This is a genomic window from Streptomyces sp. NPDC000229, assembly GCF_040300825.1.
Lineage (GTDB): Bacteria > Actinomycetota > Actinomycetes > Streptomycetales > Streptomycetaceae > Streptomyces.
In genome coordinates, this window is record NZ_JBEPEL010000033.1 from 30032 (window position 1) to 45928 (window position 15897).

Consider the following 15897-nt stretch of genomic DNA (forward strand, 5'->3'; position numbering starts at 1 on the left):
ACACGTAAGACACGCGAAGGCCGCCCGAGGGGCGGCCTTCTTCCGTTTCCGGGGCCGTTCCTCTCCACCCGAATCCATTTCGACTGGAAGGAACACCCCGTGGACCTCTCCCGGCTGCTCGACGACTCCTGCCCGCCCTTCGCCCTGCTGCGCCGCCGCACCCCCGGCCGCGACCACGACACCGTCGAGGTACTGATCGGCGAAGTGCACGAGGCGGAGCGCCTGGCCGACATCCCCGTCGGAGACCGGCCCTCCCTCGCCCTGGTGCCGTTCCGGCAGCTGCGGGAGCGGGGTTTCGACGTGCGGGACGACGGCACGCCGCTGTCCGTGCTGGTCGCGGACGAGACGTACGAGATGCCGCTCGCCGCGGCGCTGGAGCAGCTCCCGGCGCACGACGTGACGGTCGAGGACGGCGCGTTCGACGTGTCCGACGAGGAGTACGCCACGGCCGTGCGCCGCGTCCTCGAGGACGAGATCGGGCGCGGCGAGGGGGCGAACTTCGTCATCCGCCGCACCTACACCGGCCGGGTCCCCGGGTTCGGGCGACGGGACGCGCTGGCGCTGTTCCGGCGGCTGCTGGCCGGGGAGCGGGGCGCGTACTGGACGTTCGTCGTGCACACCGGGGAGCGCACCCTCGTCGGGGCGAGCCCGGAGGTGCACGTCCGGATGTCGGGAGGGACGGTCGTGATGAACCCGATCAGCGGCACGTACCGCTATCCCGCCGGCGAGCCGACGCCCGAGGACCTGCTGCGCTTCCTCGCCGACCGCAAGGAGACCGACGAGCTCTCCATGGTCGTGGACGAGGAGCTGAAGATGATGTGCACGGTCGGCGACATGGGCGGGGTGGTGATCGGGCCGAGACTCAAGGAGATGGCACACCTCGCGCACACCGAGTACGAGCTGCGGGGCCGCTCCTCGCTGGACGTACGGGAGGTGCTGCGCGAGACGATGTTCGCGGCGACGGTCACCGGCTCGCCGGTCCAGAACGCCTGCCGGGTCATCGAGCGCCATGAGAGCGGCGGCCGCGGCTACTACGCGGGGGCGCTGGCGCTGCTCGGCACGGACCCGGGCGGGGCGCAGACCCTGGACTCGCCGATCCTTATCCGTACCGCCGACATCTCGGCCGCCGGTGAGCTGCGCGTCCCGGTCGGCGCCACGCTGGTGCGGCACTCCGACCCGGCCGGCGAGGTCGCCGAGACGCACGCCAAGGCGGCGGGTGTCCTGACGGCGCTGGGGGTACGCCCCGGGCGGCCGCGCGACGAGTCGGTACGGCCCCGGCTGGCCGACGATCCGCGGGTGCGGGCGGCGCTGGACGCGCGCCGGGCGGACCTGGCGCCGTTCTGGCTGAAGATGCAGGCCCCGGTGGCCGAGCTGACCGGGCACGCCCTGGTGGTCGACGCCGAGGACACGTTCACCGCGATGCTCGCGCATCTGCTCCGCTCCTCGGGCCTGACGGTCACGGTCCGCCGGTTCGACGAGCCGGGGCTGCGGGAGGCGGCGCTCGCGCACGAGGGCCCGGTGGTGCTGGGCCCCGGCCCGGGCGACCCCGGTGACCCGGCCGACCCGAAGATGCGCTCCCTGCGGGCGCTGGCCGCCGCGCTCGTACGCGGCCACCGCCACGGGCTGCTGGGCGTGTGCCTCGGCCACGAGCTGATCGCCGCCGGGCTGGGCCTGCCGATCGTGCGGAAGACGGTGCCGTTCCAGGGTGCGCAGGTGCGGATCGATCTCTTCGGTACGGAGGAGACGGTCGGGTTCTACAACAGCTTCACGGCCCGGTGCGACGAGGAGGCGGCCACGGGGCTTGCGGGGCGCGGCATCGAGGTGAGCCGTGACCCGGTGACCGGCGAGGTGCACGCGCTGCGTGGGCCGGGGTTCGCCGGGGTGCAGTTCCACCCCGAGTCGGTGCTGACGCTGCGGGGCGCGTCGGTCGTCCGGGAGCTGGTGCGGGCGCTGGACGCCAGCCGGCGGTGAACGCGTCGGGCCGGGGCCGGTGAGCCGTGGGCCGGGAGCCGCGCGCACCGGCCCACGGCCCGGGGACGTGCTCAGCCGAAGAACACACCGACCTCCGCGTACAGCTTCGGGTCCACCGTCTTCAGCCGCGCGGTCGCCTCGCCGATCGGTACGCGGACGATGTCCGTGCCGCGCAGGGCGACCATCGTGCCGAAGTCGCCGTCCCGGACCGCGTCGATCGCGTGCAGCCCGAACCGGGTGGCCAGCCAGCGGTCGAAGGCGCTCGGGGTGCCGCCGCGCTGGACATGGCCGAGGACGGTGGTGCGGGCCTCCTTGCCGGTGCGCTTCTCGATCTCCTTGGCGAGCCACTCGCCGACACCGGACAGGCGGACATGCCCGAAGGAATCCAGCGTCCGGTCCTTGAGGACCATGTCGCCGTCCCTGGGCACGGCGCCTTCGGCGACCACGACGATCGGCGCGTACGACGCCCGGAAGCGGGACGTCACCCAGGCGCACACCTGCTCCACGTCGAAGCGCTGCTCGGGGATGAGGATGACGTTGGCGCCGCCCGCGAGGCCGGAGTGCAGGGCGATCCAGCCGGCGTGACGGCCCATCACCTCGACGACGAGGACGCGCATATGGGACTCGGCGGTGGTGTGGAGGCGGTCGATGGCCTCCGTCGCGATACCGACGGCCGTGTCGAAGCCGAAGGTGTAGTCGGTGGCGGACAGGTCGTTGTCGATGGTCTTCGGTACGCCGACACAAGGGATGCCGTACTCGCCGCACAGGCGCGCGGCGACGCCCAGGGTGTCCTCGCCGCCGATCGTGATCAGGGCTCCCACGTCGTGCTTGGCGAGGGTGTCCTTGATGCGGCGGACGCCGTCCTCCGCAGTGAGGGGGTTGGTGCGCGAGGAACCGAGGATGGTCCCGCCGCGCGGAAGGATGCCCCGCACGGCGGGGATGTCGAGGCGTACGATGTCGCCTTCCAGGGGGCCGCGCCAGCCGTCCCGGAAGCCGGTGAAGGCGTAGCCGTACTCCTGGACGCCCTTGCGGACGATGGCGCGGATGACCGCGTTGAGACCGGGGCAGTCGCCGCCGCCGGTCAGTACTCCGACCCGCATGGATACTTCCCTTCGCCGTCGTGGAGCGATGGAGATGTACGCCGGTCACGCTAGTGGTGACCTGCGTCACTCCGGGACGGTACGAACGGTGAAATCCGGGCGGGCGTAGGAGAGTTACGCGTCAGGCGTCGTCGAGGCCGCGTTCTATCGCGTACCGCACCAGCTCGACCCGGTTGTGGAGCTGGAGCTTGCCCAGGGTGTTCTGGACGTGGTTCTGCACGGTGCGGTGCGAGATGACCAGGCGCTCGGCGATCTGCTTGTAGCTCAGGCCCTTGGCGACCAGCCGCAGCACCTCCGTCTCGCGGTCGGTGAGCTGCGGGGCCTTGGGCTCGTCCGCGCCGGTGGCGGGCAGGGGCTCGGAGGCCAGGCGGCGGTACTCGCCGAGGACCAGGCCGGCCAGGCCCGGCGTGAAGACCGGGTCACCGGCGGCCGTCCGGCGCACGGCGTCGAGCAGCTCGGCCGTGCTGGCCGACTTCAGCAGGTACCCGGTCGCGCCGGACTTCACCGCCTCCAGTACGTCGGCATGCTCACCACTCGCGGACAGCACCAGCACCCGCAGGGCGGGGTTGGCGCCGACGAGCTCCTTGCAGACCTGGACACCGGGCTTGGCCGGCAGGTTCAGGTCGAGGACCAGCACGTCGGGGCCGGCCGCCAGGGCCCGGCGGACGGCCTGCTCACCGTCACCGGCCGTGGCGACCACGTCGAACCCGGCCTCCGCCAGGTCACGGGCGACCGCGTCCCGCCACATGGGGTGGTCGTCGACCACCATCACCTTGATCGACTGCTCGCTCATTTCCCTGCCTTCCCCCGCACGGCCCTTGCCTTCGGGACCTTCAGTTCCACTTCTGTGCCCTGCCCCGGCACCGAGATCAGCTCGGCGGTGCCGCCCAGGTCCCGGAGCCGGCCCCGGATGGACTGCGCGACGCCGAGCCGTCCCTCGCCCTCCGCCTGCGCGAGCCGCCCCTCCGGGATGCCCGGCCCGTCGTCCCGTACCGTCACGATCACCTCGTCCGGCCAGTCCTCGACCAGGATCCACGCGCGGGCGGCGTCGCCCGCGTGTCTGCGGACATTGTCCAGGGCGGCACCGACAGCGGCCGCCAGCTCCTTCGCCGGAGCGGGCGCCAGCAGTACCGGAGCGCCCGGTTCCGAGAAGGTGACCCGGGCCCCCGCGTGCCGGGCGAGGAGCGTGCGCAGGTCGGCCGGGCCGTCGTCGTCCGGCTCGTCCACCTCGCGGACGACGGCACCCAGCGACTCGTCCTCCGACACGTGCGAGGTACGGGTCAGGCCGCCCGCGACCAGGGTGCGCAGCGCGACCTCCTGCTCGCCGGCCATCCGGCCGAGTTCGGCGGCCTCGCCGCCGAGGGCGGTGCCCCGGCGCTGGACCATGGCCAGCACCTGGAGGACGGAGTCGTGGATGTCGCGGGCCAGCCGCTCCCGCTCACGGGTGGCCGCCTCGATCTCCAGGGCCCGCGCCAGGGTCCGCTCGGAGGCGCGGGCGACCTCGACGACGTAACCGATCGCTATGGAGGCGACCCACACCAGCAGCACATTGTGCAGGGTGTCCCTGCTGGGGTCGCCGCGCTCCACGATGTTGGCGACGGCGACCAGGGAGGAGGCGAACGCGGCCCACCGCCAGCCGCCCTTGATGGCGTAGGCGAGGACCGAACCGGCCGTCCAGATGCTCGGCAGCGTCGGCCCGTCGAACGTCTGGGCGTGCACGTCGGCGACCGGGGTGAGCAGGATCCCGGTGAGGGCGACGGTCAGATCGGCGACCAGGAACCGCTTGGTGCAGCTGGCCGCTCCGGCCACCTTGGGGAGCGTGGCCAGGGTCCAGACGGACATCACGGCGAGGAACGCGACGGCCACCCAGGGGCGCTCGAACTTGTCCCGGGTGAACACGAACAGGAGCACCGCGTACGCCATGGTGAGGACGCGGTACGCGGTCAGTGCCCGCCACAGCGGCTGCTCCACGGACATGCGGACGACACGCTCGCGCTTGGCCAACTTCCCCACCCCTGGACGAACGGCGCGATTACGCGCCGGACTGATCCCGCTCGGCCTTCGCCGCTTCCTTCGCCGCTTCCTTGGCCGCTTCCTTGGCGGCCTTCTCCGCGTCGGCGATCTGCCGCTTGGCCGCCGTCGCGTAGATGTCGACGTACTCCTGGCCGGAGAGCTTCATGATCTCGTACATCACCTCGTCGGTGACCGAGCGAAGGATGAAGCGGTCGCCGTCCATGCCCTGGTAGCGGCTGAAGTCCAGCGGCTTGCCGATCCGGATCCCCGGGCGCATCAGCTTGGGGATGACCTTGCCGGGCGGCTGGATCTTCTCGGTGTCGATCATGGCGACGGGGATCACCGGCGCGCCGGTGGCCAGCGCCACGCGCGCGAGACCACCCGGCTTGCCCCGGTACAGGCGGCCGTCAGGCGAACGGGTGCCCTCCGGGTAGATGCCGAAGAGCTCACCGCGCTCGATGACATCGATGCCGCTCTTGATCGCGGCCTCACCCGCGCCGCGCGCGCCCGACCGGTCCACGGGCAGCTGGCCGACGCCCTTGAAGAACGCGGCGGTGAGCTTGCCCTTCACGCCGGGCGAGGTGAAGTACTCCGCCTTCGCGATGAAGGTCACCTTGCGGTCCAGGACCGCCGGCAGGAAGAAGGAGTCCGAGAAGGAGAGGTGGTTGCTCGCGAGGATCGCCGGCCCCTCGGCGGGAATGTTCTCGAGGCCCTCCACCCAGGGCCTGAAGGCAAGCTTCAGCGACCCTCCGATGGAGAACTTCATTGCGCCGTAGATCAACTCGAATGCCTCCTGTGTTCCGTCGATCAGACCTTAACCCGACTGGTGCCCCCGCTCCCGCCCACGGCCGCGCCCGGGCCGTCCGCGGCCGTGCGGGGGCGGCGACGGATCTGGTCGGTGTCAGCCCGGTCGCGTACGGTGAACTACACCTTCCCGAGACCCATCGAACCCCCCGAACAGGAGACCCCGGTGCCGGTCCTCCCTGGAGCCGAGCCGTACCGCCACGAGGGCGGAGAGGTCGGCGTGCTGCTCTGTCACGGCTTCACCGGTTCGCCGCAGTCGCTGCGGCCCTGGGCCGAATATCTGGCCGAGCGCGGCCTCACCGTGTCACTGCCGCTGCTTCCCGGGCACGGCACGCGCTGGCAGGACATGCAGGTCACCGGCTGGCAGGACTGGTACGCCGAGGTGGACCGCGAGCTGCGCGCCCTGCGGGAGCGGTGCCGTGACGTCTTCGTCTTCGGCCTCTCCATGGGCGGGGCGCTGTCGCTGCGGCTGGCCGCCAAGCACGGCGAGGCGGTGCGGGGCCTCGTCCTGGTGAACCCGGCGAACAAGGTGCACGGGCTCGCCGCCCACGCGCTGCCCGTCGTGCGCCACCTCGTCCCGTCGCAGCCCGGCATCGTGAGCGACATCGCCAAGGAGGGCGTGACGGAGCTCGGCTACGACCGGGTGCCGCTGCACGCGGCCCACTCGCTGCGCCGGTTCTTCCGGGTGGTGGACGCGGAGCTCCCGCAGGTCACGCAGCCGGTGGTACTGCTGCACAGCCCGCAGGACCATGTCGTGCCGCCCGCCGACTCGGCGCGGATCCTCAGCCGGATCTCGTCCACGGACGTCAAGGAGATCCTGCTGGAACAGAGCTACCACGTGGCGACGTTGGACCACGACGCGGAGCGCATTTTCGAGGAGAGTTACGCGTTCGTCGGCCGGCTCGCTCCGAGCGGCACGATGGGGTCCCCCATGCCGGAGGCCCGGGGAGGGAGCACGACCGGTGGCTGAGCAGCACGACTCGGACAAGAGAGACGAGCAGCCGTTCGACGAGGAGGCGGCCTGGGCGGCGATCGTCGCCGGCTACGGCGAGGAACCGGCGGATCCTCCCCCTGGCTTCGCCGAGGGGACCCCCGGCGCCAAGCCGTTCAAGTCGATCGAGGACCTGGCCCTGCCGGACGACGACGTCAACGACGTCCCGGAGAACCCGTCGGCGGACCCGGTGAAGCCGGACAAGCCGCTCGGCAGCTCCGTGGTGTTCGCCCCCGGCGTCGGCACCGGAGGCCCACGCGACTACGAGGTCGCCGAGGCGAAGGACGACGACCTCGACGAGACCGACGAGGGCCACTTCGTACCGCCGGAGCCGCCGCCGCTGCCGGAGGCCGACGCGACCGCCAAGTTCGCCTGGCTCGGGGTCATCGGCGGTCCGGTGCTGATGCTGCTCGCCGTGATACTCCGGTGGGACATGACCTGGTGGCTCACCACCGTGTGCATCGGCGGCTTCCTGGGCGGTTTCGCCACTCTGGTGGGCCGGATGCGGACCGGCGACGACGAGGACGACGACCCGGGCCGCGGGGCGGTCGTCTGACGTCCCCGGCGCCCGGGTCAGCCGGCCGGCACCCTGACCGCGGCCAGCACCGGCAGATGGTCCGTGGCCGCCCGCAGATCGGCCTCGTCGAGGCCCGGCAGGTCCTGTGGGCGGGGGACGCCGCAGCCCAGCACCTCGATCCCCTTGGTGGCGAAGATCGCGTCGATGCGCTGATGCGGGTCACCGGGGGGCGAGGTGTACTCACCGCCCCAGGGGCGCGCGGCCCAGCAGTCCTGAAGCTCGGCCGCCAGCCGCTGGAACGAGCGTCCGTCCGGCCGCTCGTTGATGTCGCCGGCCGCGATCGCGTGCGGCACGTCGAGGGCGGCCAGCCGGTCGAGGAGCATCCCGGCCTGGTCGTGCCGCTCCCGGGCCTGAAGGCTCAGATGGCAGCTGAGCAGGCCCAGCCGGGCGCCCCCGATCCGTACGACCGCGGTCGCGAAGCCCCGCCGGTGCAGCCCGGGGGTCAGCGGCAGCAGCACGTCCTCCGTGCGCTCGACGGTCGCCCGCAGCGAGCACAGCAGGAGCGGCCCGGACGCGGTCGCGCCACCGCTCAGCACCAGCAGCTCGCTCTTCGCGGCCAGCCGGGCGGCGTGCTTGCGCCAGCGGAAGAAGCGCGGCGCCTCCTGCACGAGGACGAGGTCCGGCGCGCAGGCCCGGATCACGCGCGCCAGCGCGTCCTCGTCGTCCCGCATGGAGCGGATGTTGTAGCTGAGCACCCGGACCACGGCGGAACCGTCCGGCTCTGTGCGCGAGTTGGGCAGCTCGGTGATCGGCATACGAGCACGATATGACGGTGCCCGCCGCATCCGGGCGAGGACGCGACGGGCACCGTCGTACGAGCGGGGTGACTCAGCCCTGGCGCGCCAGGTCGGCGGCGCCGACGAGTCCGGCCTCGCCGCCCAGCTGGGCGGCGAGCACCTGGGCGTGGGGCCGCCACTGGGCGCCGATCAGCCAGCGCCGGAACGACTTGCGGATCGGGTCGAGGACCAGCTCGCCCTCGTCCGAGACGCCACCGCCCACGATGAACGCGGACGGGTCGAACAGCGAGGCCAGGTCGGCCAGGCCCGCGCCGGCCCAGCGGGCCAGCTCGCGGAAGGAGTCGACGGCGACGGGGCAGCCCTGGCGGGCGGCCTGCGAGATGTGCTTGCCCTCGATGCCCGCGGGGGTGCCGTCACCGAGACCCAACAGGATCGTGGCGTTCTCCGGGGTGGCGTTGGCACGCTGCTTGGCGTACCGCACGAGGGCGCGCCCCGACGCGTACTGCTCCCAGCAGCCCTGGCTGCCGCACCCGCACAGCAGCCCGTCCGGGACGACCCGGATGTGGCCGAACTCGGCGGCCACGCCGAAGCGGCCGCGGCGCAGCTTGTTGCCGATGATGATGCCGCCGCCGAGGCCGGTGCCGAGGGTGATGCAGATGACGTCCTCGTGGCCCTTGCCCGCACCGAACTTGTACTCGCCCCAGGCCGCGGCGTTCGCGTCGTTCTCCACGACCACCGGGAGGCCGACGCGCTGCTCGACCTTGTCCTTCAGCGGCTCGTGCCGCCAGTGGATGTTCGGCGCGAAGAGGACCGTGGCGCGCTTGTCGTCGACGTACCCGGCGGCACCGATGCCGACCGCCTCCACGTCGTGACCCTTGCCGGCCTCGGAGACGGCCGCGCAGATCGCGTCGACGATGCCTTCGGCGGTCGGCGGGGTGGGCACCTTGTGGGTGTCGAGGATCGTGCCCTCTTCGTCGACCACTCCGGCCGCGATCTTCGTGCCGCCGATGTCGACGCCGATGGTGAGTCCCATGTGTCCCTCAGTTTTCGGTCGAGCCCCGCTACGGCCAACCGTACCCGGTGTCAGTCGAGGTCGATGTGCTCGGTCGTCCCCGGACCGTCCTCGTCCCTCTTCCCGCCGGGCTTCCCGCCCGGCCCGGGAGCGTCCGGCCCGCGGGTCCAACGGCGTTCCTGGCCCTCGACGGCGGAGCGGTAGGCGGCCAGCAGTTCGTTCCCCGCGGCCGCGAGGTGGTCGAAGACCTGCGGGTTGCGCTCGATGACCGGCTCGACGGCGGCCTTCGCCTGGCTGACGAACTGCTGTACGGCGTCCTGGGCGCCCATGCCGAGCAGCGGGGTGCGCAGCGAGGCGACCTTGTCGGCGACCGCGTCGACGAGCTTGCGCAGCTCCTCGGCGGCGGTGCCGGGCGGCGGGCCCTCGGTGCCCCGGCGGCGGGCCCTCTCGGCGGCCAGGTCCTCGGCGCAGGCCTTCGCCCAGGCGTCGGCGTCCCAGGCCTCGGCGTCGGGATGCTGGGTGGCGTCGCTCATGGCGTACTCCTGCGGCAGCGTGGGTGATACTCCCGACGTTACCGCGTGCGGGGCCACAATTCCGGGTCGGGTGCGAAGCGGACGCTCAGCGCCCCGTCGGCGAGGGCCGCCCCGGAGACGGTGCAGCGGCGCAGCGCGGACGGCAGGGGGACGGCGCGGCGGAACGGCCCGGTCGTCAGGACGAGTTCGTCGCCGCGGCGGACGAGGCCGAGATCCGACTTGGTGGCGCCGGGCAGGGGGATGCGCCAGACCAGCACGCCGTCGGTCTCCCGCCGGTCCTCCACGGTCCAGTCGGGCGCCGCGGCCGGCGGGGCGGCGGGCGGCTCCAGCAGCGCCAGGTCGTCGGCCGTGCGGGGGTCGCGCCCGAGGTGCGGCAGCTCGTGCGTCTCCCCCAGGGCCTTGAGGTGCGCCTGCTGCTGGGCGGCGAGGCCCGACAGCCAGGGGTCGGGGGATTCGGTGGGCAGCATCCGGTTGGCGACGACCGGCTCCACGGCGAGGCGGTGCAGGGCCAGCCCCGCGTGGGCGGTGCGCAGGGCGTCGGCGGTGGCCGGGCCGGGTTCGGCGACCAGCCGGACGGTGGTCGCCGGGTCCTCGATCATGGCCTGGACGGCGGCGAGTTCGGCGTCCCGGCGGGCGGCGGTCTCGTACAGCCACTCGGCGGGCATCGGTACGCCGGCGAGCTGGGCGAGCATCGGCCGCAGCGCGCGGGCGGCCTGCCGCTCGGGGGGCAGGAGGCGGCGCAGGTAGCGGCGCAGTTGCTCGGGCAGGGCCAGTACGGCGACGGCGTCGGGGACGGGCGGCAGGTCGACGACGACGAGGTCCCAGTCGCCGAGGGCGGCCTCCCGGAGGGCGCTCAGCAGCGCGAACCGGTCGCTGCCGGGCAGCTCGGTGAGCTCCTCGTCGGCGAGCGGGGTGGCGCCGAGCAGCCCGAGGGCGGGGGCGGCGCGCTCCTGGAGGGCGAGGATCTCGGCGCGGAAGTGGGCGCCGGAGTCGATACGGCGCACGACCGGTCGGTCGCCGCCGTCGAACCACTCGTCCGGTACCACCCGGTCACCGGTGAGGAACAGGACCCGCTGCCCCCGCCGGGCCCCGCCCAGGGCGGTCGCGGCGGCAACGGTCGTACGCCCGGCGCCGCCTGGGCCCGTGACGAGGATGGTTCGCATGGAGCCCCACGCTACCCGGGCCGGGGCGCGGGCCGCGGGGTCAGGCCCTGGAGCTGGACTCGACGCGCTTCTTCAGCCCGGCCAGGGCGCGGTCGATGATGACCTTCTCGGCCTTGCGCTTGATCATGCCCAGCATCGGGATCTTGACGTCCACCGTCAGCTGGTAGGTCACCTCGGTACGGGCGCCGCCGTCCAGCGGCCTGAGGCGGTAGGAGCCGTCCAGGGCGCGGAGCATCTGGGACTTGACCAGTGTCCAGCTGACCTCGTTGTCGCCGGTCCAGGTGTACGCCAGGGTGTGGTCGTCCTTGATCGCGCCGGCGTCGAGCAGCAGGCGGACCTTCTCGGCGCGGCCGGCGGCGTCCTTCTCCAGGACCTCCGCCTCCTTCACCTCGCCCGTCCACTCCGGGTAGCGCGCGAAGTCGGCGATCACTCCCATGACGTCGGCCGGTGCCGCCTCGATCTCAATGCTCGAGCTGGTGTGTTCCGCCATCGCCGTGGCTCCTCCAGTGCGGTACCGGGTCTCTGTGGGGTGAAGGCTATCGCGTGGGCGGGCCTCACCATTCCAGGGCCCATGGCCTTCCGGTCGCCGCGAAATGTCCCACGTTCACGCACTCGGTCGCCCCCACCCTCATCCGCTGCGCCAGCGGTTGGTGGACGTGGCCGAAGAGCGCGTACCGGGGCCGGGTGCGGCGGATCGCGTCGAGCAGGGCCCGGCTGCCGCGTTCGAAGCGGCGCGCGACGGTGTCGTACGTCAGCTCCGGCACCTCCGGCGGGATGTGGGAGCACAGCACGTCCACCTCGCCGAGGGCCTCGACCTTGGCCGCGTACTCCTCGTCGGAGATCTCGTAGGGCGTGCGCATCGGGGTGCGCAGGCCGCCGCCCACGAAGCCGAAGACACGGCCGCCGAGCTCGATGCGCTGCCCGTCCAGGACGGTGGTGCCGGGAGCGGCGTACTCGTGCCAGAGGGCGGGGATGTCGACGTTCCCGTACGTGGCGTACGTCGGCGTCGGGAAGGCGGCGAACATCGCGGCGTACTGGCGCCGCACGGCCGCCTCGATGGCCGTTTCGCGGTCCATGTCCAGTTCGGCCCACAGGCGGCGGCCGAACTCCCGGGCCTCGTCGAACCGGCGGGCGGTGCGCAGTTCGACGATCCGGTCGGCGTTCTCGACCCCGAAGAGGTCCGGGAAGATCCCCCGCGCATGATCGTGATAGTCCAGGAAGAGCACCAGGTCACCAAGGCATATCAGGGCGTCGGCGCCCTCCCCCGCCGTGGCCAGACCCTCGGCGTTCCCGTGCACGTCACTGACCACATGGACTCGCATGAGAACCCACTTTAGGGGGTCGGACCTGCGGTTACTTCCGAGTCATCGCCGACGTGGACTACTGTGCGTCAAGTACACCCAAGTACGTGTGACGCAGCGAACATCTGGCCAGCGCCCCTATCCGGAACCGAGTACTGGTGGGTAACGTCCGGGCAGTCCAGTCGTGCTCACCCCCACCGAGCACCTGCCCGATCTTGGACCGCAACCGGTGCATCACACAGAGCCGTGGCGCCGGCGCCCGATGAGGAGCAGCAGTTTTGCGCGAGTTCAGCCTTCCGGCCCTGTACGAGGTCCCCACGGACGGCAACCTGACGGATCTCATCCGCCGCAATGCCGCTCAGCACCCAGATGTCGCCGTGATGGGCCGCAAGGTGGCCGGCGCGTGGACGGATGTCACCGCCACCCAGTTCCTCGCCGAGGTGCGCGCTGCTGCCAAGGGACTGATCGCCCGGGGCGTACGCCCCGGTGACCGGGTCGGCCTGATCTCCCGCACCCGCTACGAGTGGGTCCAGCTGGACTTCGCGATCTGGAGCGCCGGCGCGGTGACGGTGCCGGTGTACGAGACCAGTTCCGCCGAGCAGGTCCAGTGGATCCTGGGCGACTCGGGCGCGGTCGCGGTGATCGTGGAGACCGAGGCGCACGCGGCGGCTGTGGACTCCGTACGCGAGAACCTGCCGGCGCTGCGGCACGTGTGGCGCCTGGACGAGGACGCCATCGGCGAGCTGACGGCCGCCGGGGCCGACGTGTCGGACGAGGCCGTCGACGAGGCCACCTCCAGCGCCAAGGCCGACGACATCGCGACGATCGTCTACACCTCGGGCACCACGGGCCGCCCCAAGGGCTGCGTCCTGACGCACCGGAACTTCTTCGCCGAGTGCGGCAACGTCGTGGAACGGCTCAAACCGCTGTTCCGCACGGGCGAGTGCTCGGCGCTGCTCTTCCTGCCGGCCGCGCACGTCTTCGGACGGCTCATCGAGGTGGGCTCCGTCCTGGCGCCGATCCGCCTCGGCTGCGTCCCGGACATCAAGGAACTCACCGACGAGCTCGCCGCCTTCAAGCCGACGCTGATCCTGGGCGTCCCGCGCGTCTTCGAGAAGGTCTACAACTCGGCGCGCGCCAAGGCGCAGGCGGAGGGCAAGGGCAAGATCTTCGACAAGGCCGCGCAGACGGCGATCGAGTACAGCCGCGCCACGTCCACCCCCGAGGGCCCCTCGCTGGGCCTGAAGCTGAAGCACTTCGTCTTCGACAAGCTGGTCTACAGCAAGCTCCGCACGGTCCTGGGCGGGCGCTGCCAGGCCGCCGTCTCGGGCGGTGCGCCGCTGGGCGAGCGCCTCGGGCACTTCTACCGGGGCATCGGCCTCACGGTCCTGGAGGGCTACGGCCTGACGGAGACCTGCGCGGCGACCGCGTTCAACCCGTACGACCGCCCCAAGATCGGCACCGTGGGGCAGCCGCTGCCGGGCTCGGTGGTCCGCATCGCCGACGACGGCGAGGTGCTCATCCACGGCGAGCACGTCTTCTCGGGCTACTGGCAGAACGAGTCGGCGACCGCCGAGGCGCTGGCCGACGGCTGGTTCCACACCGGTGACATCGGCACGCTGGACGAGGACGGCTACCTGGCCATCACGGGCCGGAAGAAGGAGATCCTGGTCACCGCGGGCGGCAAGAACGTCGCTCCCGCGGTGATCGAGGACCGCATCCGCGGCCACGCGCTGGTCGCGGAGTGCATGGTGGTGGGCGACGGCCGCCCGTTCGTGGGCGCGTTGGTCACCATCGACGAGGAGTTCCTCGGCCGCTGGGCCGCCGAGCACGGCAAGCCGGCCGGTTCGACGGCGGCGTCGCTGCGCGAGGACCCGGACCTGCTGGCGGAGGTGCAGCGGGCCGTGGACGACGGCAACGCGGCGGTCTCCAAGGCGGAATCGGTGCGGAAGTTCCGCGTTCTCACCTCCCAGTTCACGGAGGAGGCCGGTCACATCACGCCGTCGCTGAAGCTCAAGCGCAATGTGGTGGCGAAGGACTTCGCGGACGAGATCGAAGCCATCTACCGCGCCTGATCCTCCGCGCTCCTACCGGTGTACGTGGGGGCTGACGCCCCCACACCCCCTGGGCGGCAGCTTCGCGCCGGTCGGCAACGGCCGGGGTGGGGCCGTGCAGGGTCGTCCCCGCAGAGGTTGGCGGCTTCAGTGGGGCTCCCGATCCGACGTACCCCAGGCCGCCGGCCTCGAGGAGACGAGCCCGGAGGGCCCCGCCCCCACCCACCGGGAGCAGACCTCCCGCACCACAACGCACCGGCCCGCACCGCCGGCGCAGCGCCCCCACCGCCGGCGCACCGGCCCGCACCAGTTCGGCATCCGCCACATCAGCGCAGCGCCCTCACCGCCAGTGCGGCACCCCCAACCCCAGCGCGCGCCCGCGCACCGTCAGAGCAGGTGCTTCAGCTTCTCCGCCAACAAATCCCAGCGCCACTTCTCCTCGACCCACGCCCGGCCCCGCTCGCCCATCCTCCGCCGCAGCTCCGGGTCCTCCAGCAGGGTGACGATCCGGTCGGCGGACTCCGCCGGGGACTCACCCCGCACCACCCACCCCGTCTCCCCGTCGAGGACGGCGTCCGGCGCGCCGCCGGAGTCGCCCGCGACGACCGGGAGGCCGGTCGCGGAGGCCTCCAGATACACGATGCCGAGGCCCTCGACGTCCAGCCCGCCCCGCCGCGTACGGCAGGGCATCGCGAAGACGTCACCGGCCCCGTAGTGGGCGGGGAGCTCTTCCCACGGCACCGCGCCGGTGAACCGCACCGATCCGGCCACGCCGGTCTCCCCGGCGAGGCGGCGCAGGTCGTTCTCGTACGGGCCGCCCCCGACGATCAGGAGCACCGCGTCGGGCACCCGCGCGAGCACCCGGGGCATCGCCCTGATCAGCGTGTCCTGGCCCTTGCGCGGCACCAGCCGCGACACGCACACGACGACCGGCCGGTCCGCCAGGCCCAGCCGTGCCCGTACCGCGTCGCCGCCCGAGCCGGGGTGGAACGTCTTCTCGTCGACCCCCGGCGGCAGCTGGACCATCCGCCCGGCCGCCCCGGGCGTCAGCGCCGCCGCGATGCGTGAGCGCGTGTACTCGCCGAGGTACGTGATCGTGTCCGTACCCTCGCCGATCCGCCGCAGCAGCTGCCGTGACCCCGGCAGCTGCGCCCACCCGGCCTCGTGCCCGTGCGTCGTCGCGACCAGCCGCTTCGCGCCGGCCCGGCGCAGCGCCGGGGCCATCAGCCCGAGCGGGGCCGCCGCCCCGAACCACACCGACTCGCAGCCGTGCTCGCGCAGCAGCCCGACCGCCCGCCCGGTCACACGTGGCGTGGGCAACAGCATCGTCGTCCGGTCCCGGACAACCTTGAACGGCTGCTCGGCGTCGAACAAGGCGGTTGCCTCGGCACCCTCCGGGCCGCGCTTCCACGTGGAGGCGTAGACAACGATCCGTTCAGGATCGAGTCTGAGCGCCATGTTGTGCAGAAACGCCTGAATCCCGCCGGGTCTGGGCGGAAAGTCGTTGGTTACGATCAAGGTCTTGTGCATCGCATGCCGACAGTACCCAACGGCGCCGCTCCACCGCTCACGCACAGTCCCGCCCGGCACCACGACCCGCACTCGACCCGACCCCAGACCACCCACCCACCCGGACGAGGT

Annotated in this window: 15 protein-coding genes; 4 read left to right on the forward strand and 11 right to left on the reverse strand. The window is 72.5% G+C overall.

The window, feature by feature from the left end; genetic code table 11:
* The first annotated feature begins 99 nt into the window (after nt 1–99).
* Complete coding sequence (locus ABT360_RS18040) at nt 100–1971, forward strand: anthranilate synthase family protein (protein WP_351816798.1); 1872 nt, start codon at nt 100–102, stop codon at nt 1969–1971.
* A 71-nt stretch (nt 1972–2042) separates the two neighbouring features.
* Here ABT360_RS18040 and ABT360_RS18045 read toward each other — a convergent pair whose 3' ends face one another.
* The 4 genes from ABT360_RS18045 to ABT360_RS18060 form a co-directional block, all read right to left on the reverse strand.
* Entirely contained in the window at nt 2043–3071 is a 1029-nt protein-coding gene (locus ABT360_RS18045) for a 6-phosphofructokinase (protein ID WP_351816801.1), read from the reverse strand.
* A 121-nt stretch (nt 3072–3192) separates the two neighbouring features.
* Complete coding sequence (locus ABT360_RS18050) at nt 3193–3864, reverse strand: response regulator transcription factor (protein ID WP_351816803.1); 672 nt, start codon at nt 3862–3864, stop codon at nt 3193–3195.
* Nucleotides 3861–5075 (reverse strand): MacS family sensor histidine kinase, encoded by a 1215-nt coding sequence (gene macS / locus ABT360_RS18055; protein WP_351816806.1) that lies wholly within the window; start codon nt 5073–5075, stop codon nt 3861–3863. The genes ABT360_RS18050 and macS overlap by 4 nt, the downstream gene beginning before the upstream one ends.
* Before the next feature lie 28 nt (nt 5076–5103).
* A complete protein-coding gene (locus tag ABT360_RS18060; protein WP_351816894.1) occupies nt 5104–5850 on the reverse strand; it encodes a lysophospholipid acyltransferase family protein in 747 nt (248 codons plus the stop codon).
* A gap of 204 nt (nt 5851–6054) precedes the next feature.
* Here ABT360_RS18060 and ABT360_RS18065 point away from each other — a divergent pair, with 204 nt between their 5' ends.
* The gene (locus ABT360_RS18065) at nt 6055–6858 is read left to right on the forward strand and encodes an alpha/beta hydrolase (protein WP_351816809.1); all 804 of its coding nucleotides are present in this window, start codon (nt 6055–6057) and stop codon (nt 6856–6858) included.
* A complete protein-coding gene (locus tag ABT360_RS18070) occupies nt 6851–7435 on the forward strand; it encodes a hypothetical protein (protein WP_351816812.1) in 585 nt (194 codons plus the stop codon). Before ABT360_RS18065 ends, ABT360_RS18070 begins: the two co-directional genes overlap by 8 nt.
* Before the next feature lie 17 nt (nt 7436–7452).
* On the opposite strand, the gene ABT360_RS18075 is transcribed toward ABT360_RS18070, so the two are convergent.
* From ABT360_RS18075 to ABT360_RS18100, 6 genes are all read right to left on the reverse strand, one after another.
* Nucleotides 7453–8211, reverse strand: coding sequence for an endonuclease/exonuclease/phosphatase family protein (locus ABT360_RS18075; RefSeq protein ID WP_351816815.1), 759 nt, complete (start codon nt 8209–8211; stop codon nt 7453–7455).
* Nucleotides 8212–8284: 73 nt separating this feature from the next.
* Nucleotides 8285–9226: an ROK family glucokinase gene (locus ABT360_RS18080; protein ID WP_351816818.1), complete on the reverse strand. Its 942-nt coding sequence runs from the start codon at nt 9224–9226 to the stop codon at nt 8285–8287.
* A 50-nt stretch (nt 9227–9276) separates the two neighbouring features.
* Nucleotides 9277–9738, reverse strand: a complete 462-nt coding sequence (locus ABT360_RS18085; protein WP_351816821.1) for a DUF5304 domain-containing protein — start codon at nt 9736–9738, stop codon at nt 9277–9279.
* Between the two features lie 38 nt (nt 9739–9776).
* Entirely contained in the window at nt 9777–10901 is a 1125-nt protein-coding gene (locus ABT360_RS18090) for an ArsA family ATPase (protein ID WP_351816824.1), read from the reverse strand.
* 40 nt (nt 10902–10941) lie between these two features.
* Nucleotides 10942–11391, reverse strand: coding sequence for an SRPBCC family protein (locus ABT360_RS18095; RefSeq protein WP_351816826.1), 450 nt, complete (start codon nt 11389–11391; stop codon nt 10942–10944).
* A gap of 64 nt (nt 11392–11455) precedes the next feature.
* On the reverse strand, nt 11456–12223 hold the full coding sequence (locus ABT360_RS18100) for a metallophosphoesterase family protein (RefSeq protein ID WP_351816829.1): 768 nt from the start codon (nt 12221–12223) through the stop codon (nt 11456–11458).
* Nucleotides 12224–12480: 257 nt separating this feature from the next.
* Between ABT360_RS18100 and ABT360_RS18105 the strand changes: the two genes are divergently transcribed.
* A complete protein-coding gene (locus ABT360_RS18105; protein ID WP_351816832.1) occupies nt 12481–14277 on the forward strand; it encodes an AMP-dependent synthetase/ligase in 1797 nt (598 codons plus the stop codon).
* Nucleotides 14278–14643: 366 nt separating this feature from the next.
* Here ABT360_RS18105 and ABT360_RS18110 read toward each other — a convergent pair whose 3' ends face one another.
* Entirely contained in the window at nt 14644–15786 is a 1143-nt protein-coding gene (locus ABT360_RS18110) for a glycosyltransferase family 4 protein (protein ID WP_351816834.1), read from the reverse strand.
* Nucleotides 15787–15897: the final 111 nt, after the last annotated feature.

Coding starts and splice junctions, on each gene's coding strand:
- ABT360_RS18080 (WP_351816818.1), bottom strand. CDS start 9,226: ATGGGACTCACCATCGGCGTCGACATCGGCGGCACGAAGATCGCGGCC.
- ABT360_RS18110 (WP_351816834.1), bottom strand. CDS start 15,786: ATGCACAAGACCTTGATCGTAACCAACGACTTTCCGCCCAGACCCGGC.
- ABT360_RS18060 (WP_351816894.1), bottom strand. CDS start 5,850: ATGAAGTTCTCCATCGGAGGGTCGCTGAAGCTTGCCTTCAGGCCCTGG.
- ABT360_RS18075 (WP_351816815.1), bottom strand. CDS start 8,211: ATGCCGATCACCGAGCTGCCCAACTCGCGCACAGAGCCGGACGGTTCC.
- ABT360_RS18095 (WP_351816826.1), bottom strand. CDS start 11,391: ATGGCGGAACACACCAGCTCGAGCATTGAGATCGAGGCGGCACCGGCC.
- ABT360_RS18045 (WP_351816801.1), bottom strand. CDS start 3,071: ATGCGGGTCGGAGTACTGACCGGCGGCGGCGACTGCCCCGGTCTCAAC.
- ABT360_RS18050 (WP_351816803.1), bottom strand. CDS start 3,864: ATGAGCGAGCAGTCGATCAAGGTGATGGTGGTCGACGACCACCCCATG.
- ABT360_RS18100 (WP_351816829.1), bottom strand. CDS start 12,223: ATGCGAGTCCATGTGGTCAGTGACGTGCACGGGAACGCCGAGGGTCTG.
- ABT360_RS18090 (WP_351816824.1), bottom strand. CDS start 10,901: ATGCGAACCATCCTCGTCACGGGCCCAGGCGGCGCCGGGCGTACGACC.
- ABT360_RS18085 (WP_351816821.1), bottom strand. CDS start 9,738: ATGAGCGACGCCACCCAGCATCCCGACGCCGAGGCCTGGGACGCCGAC.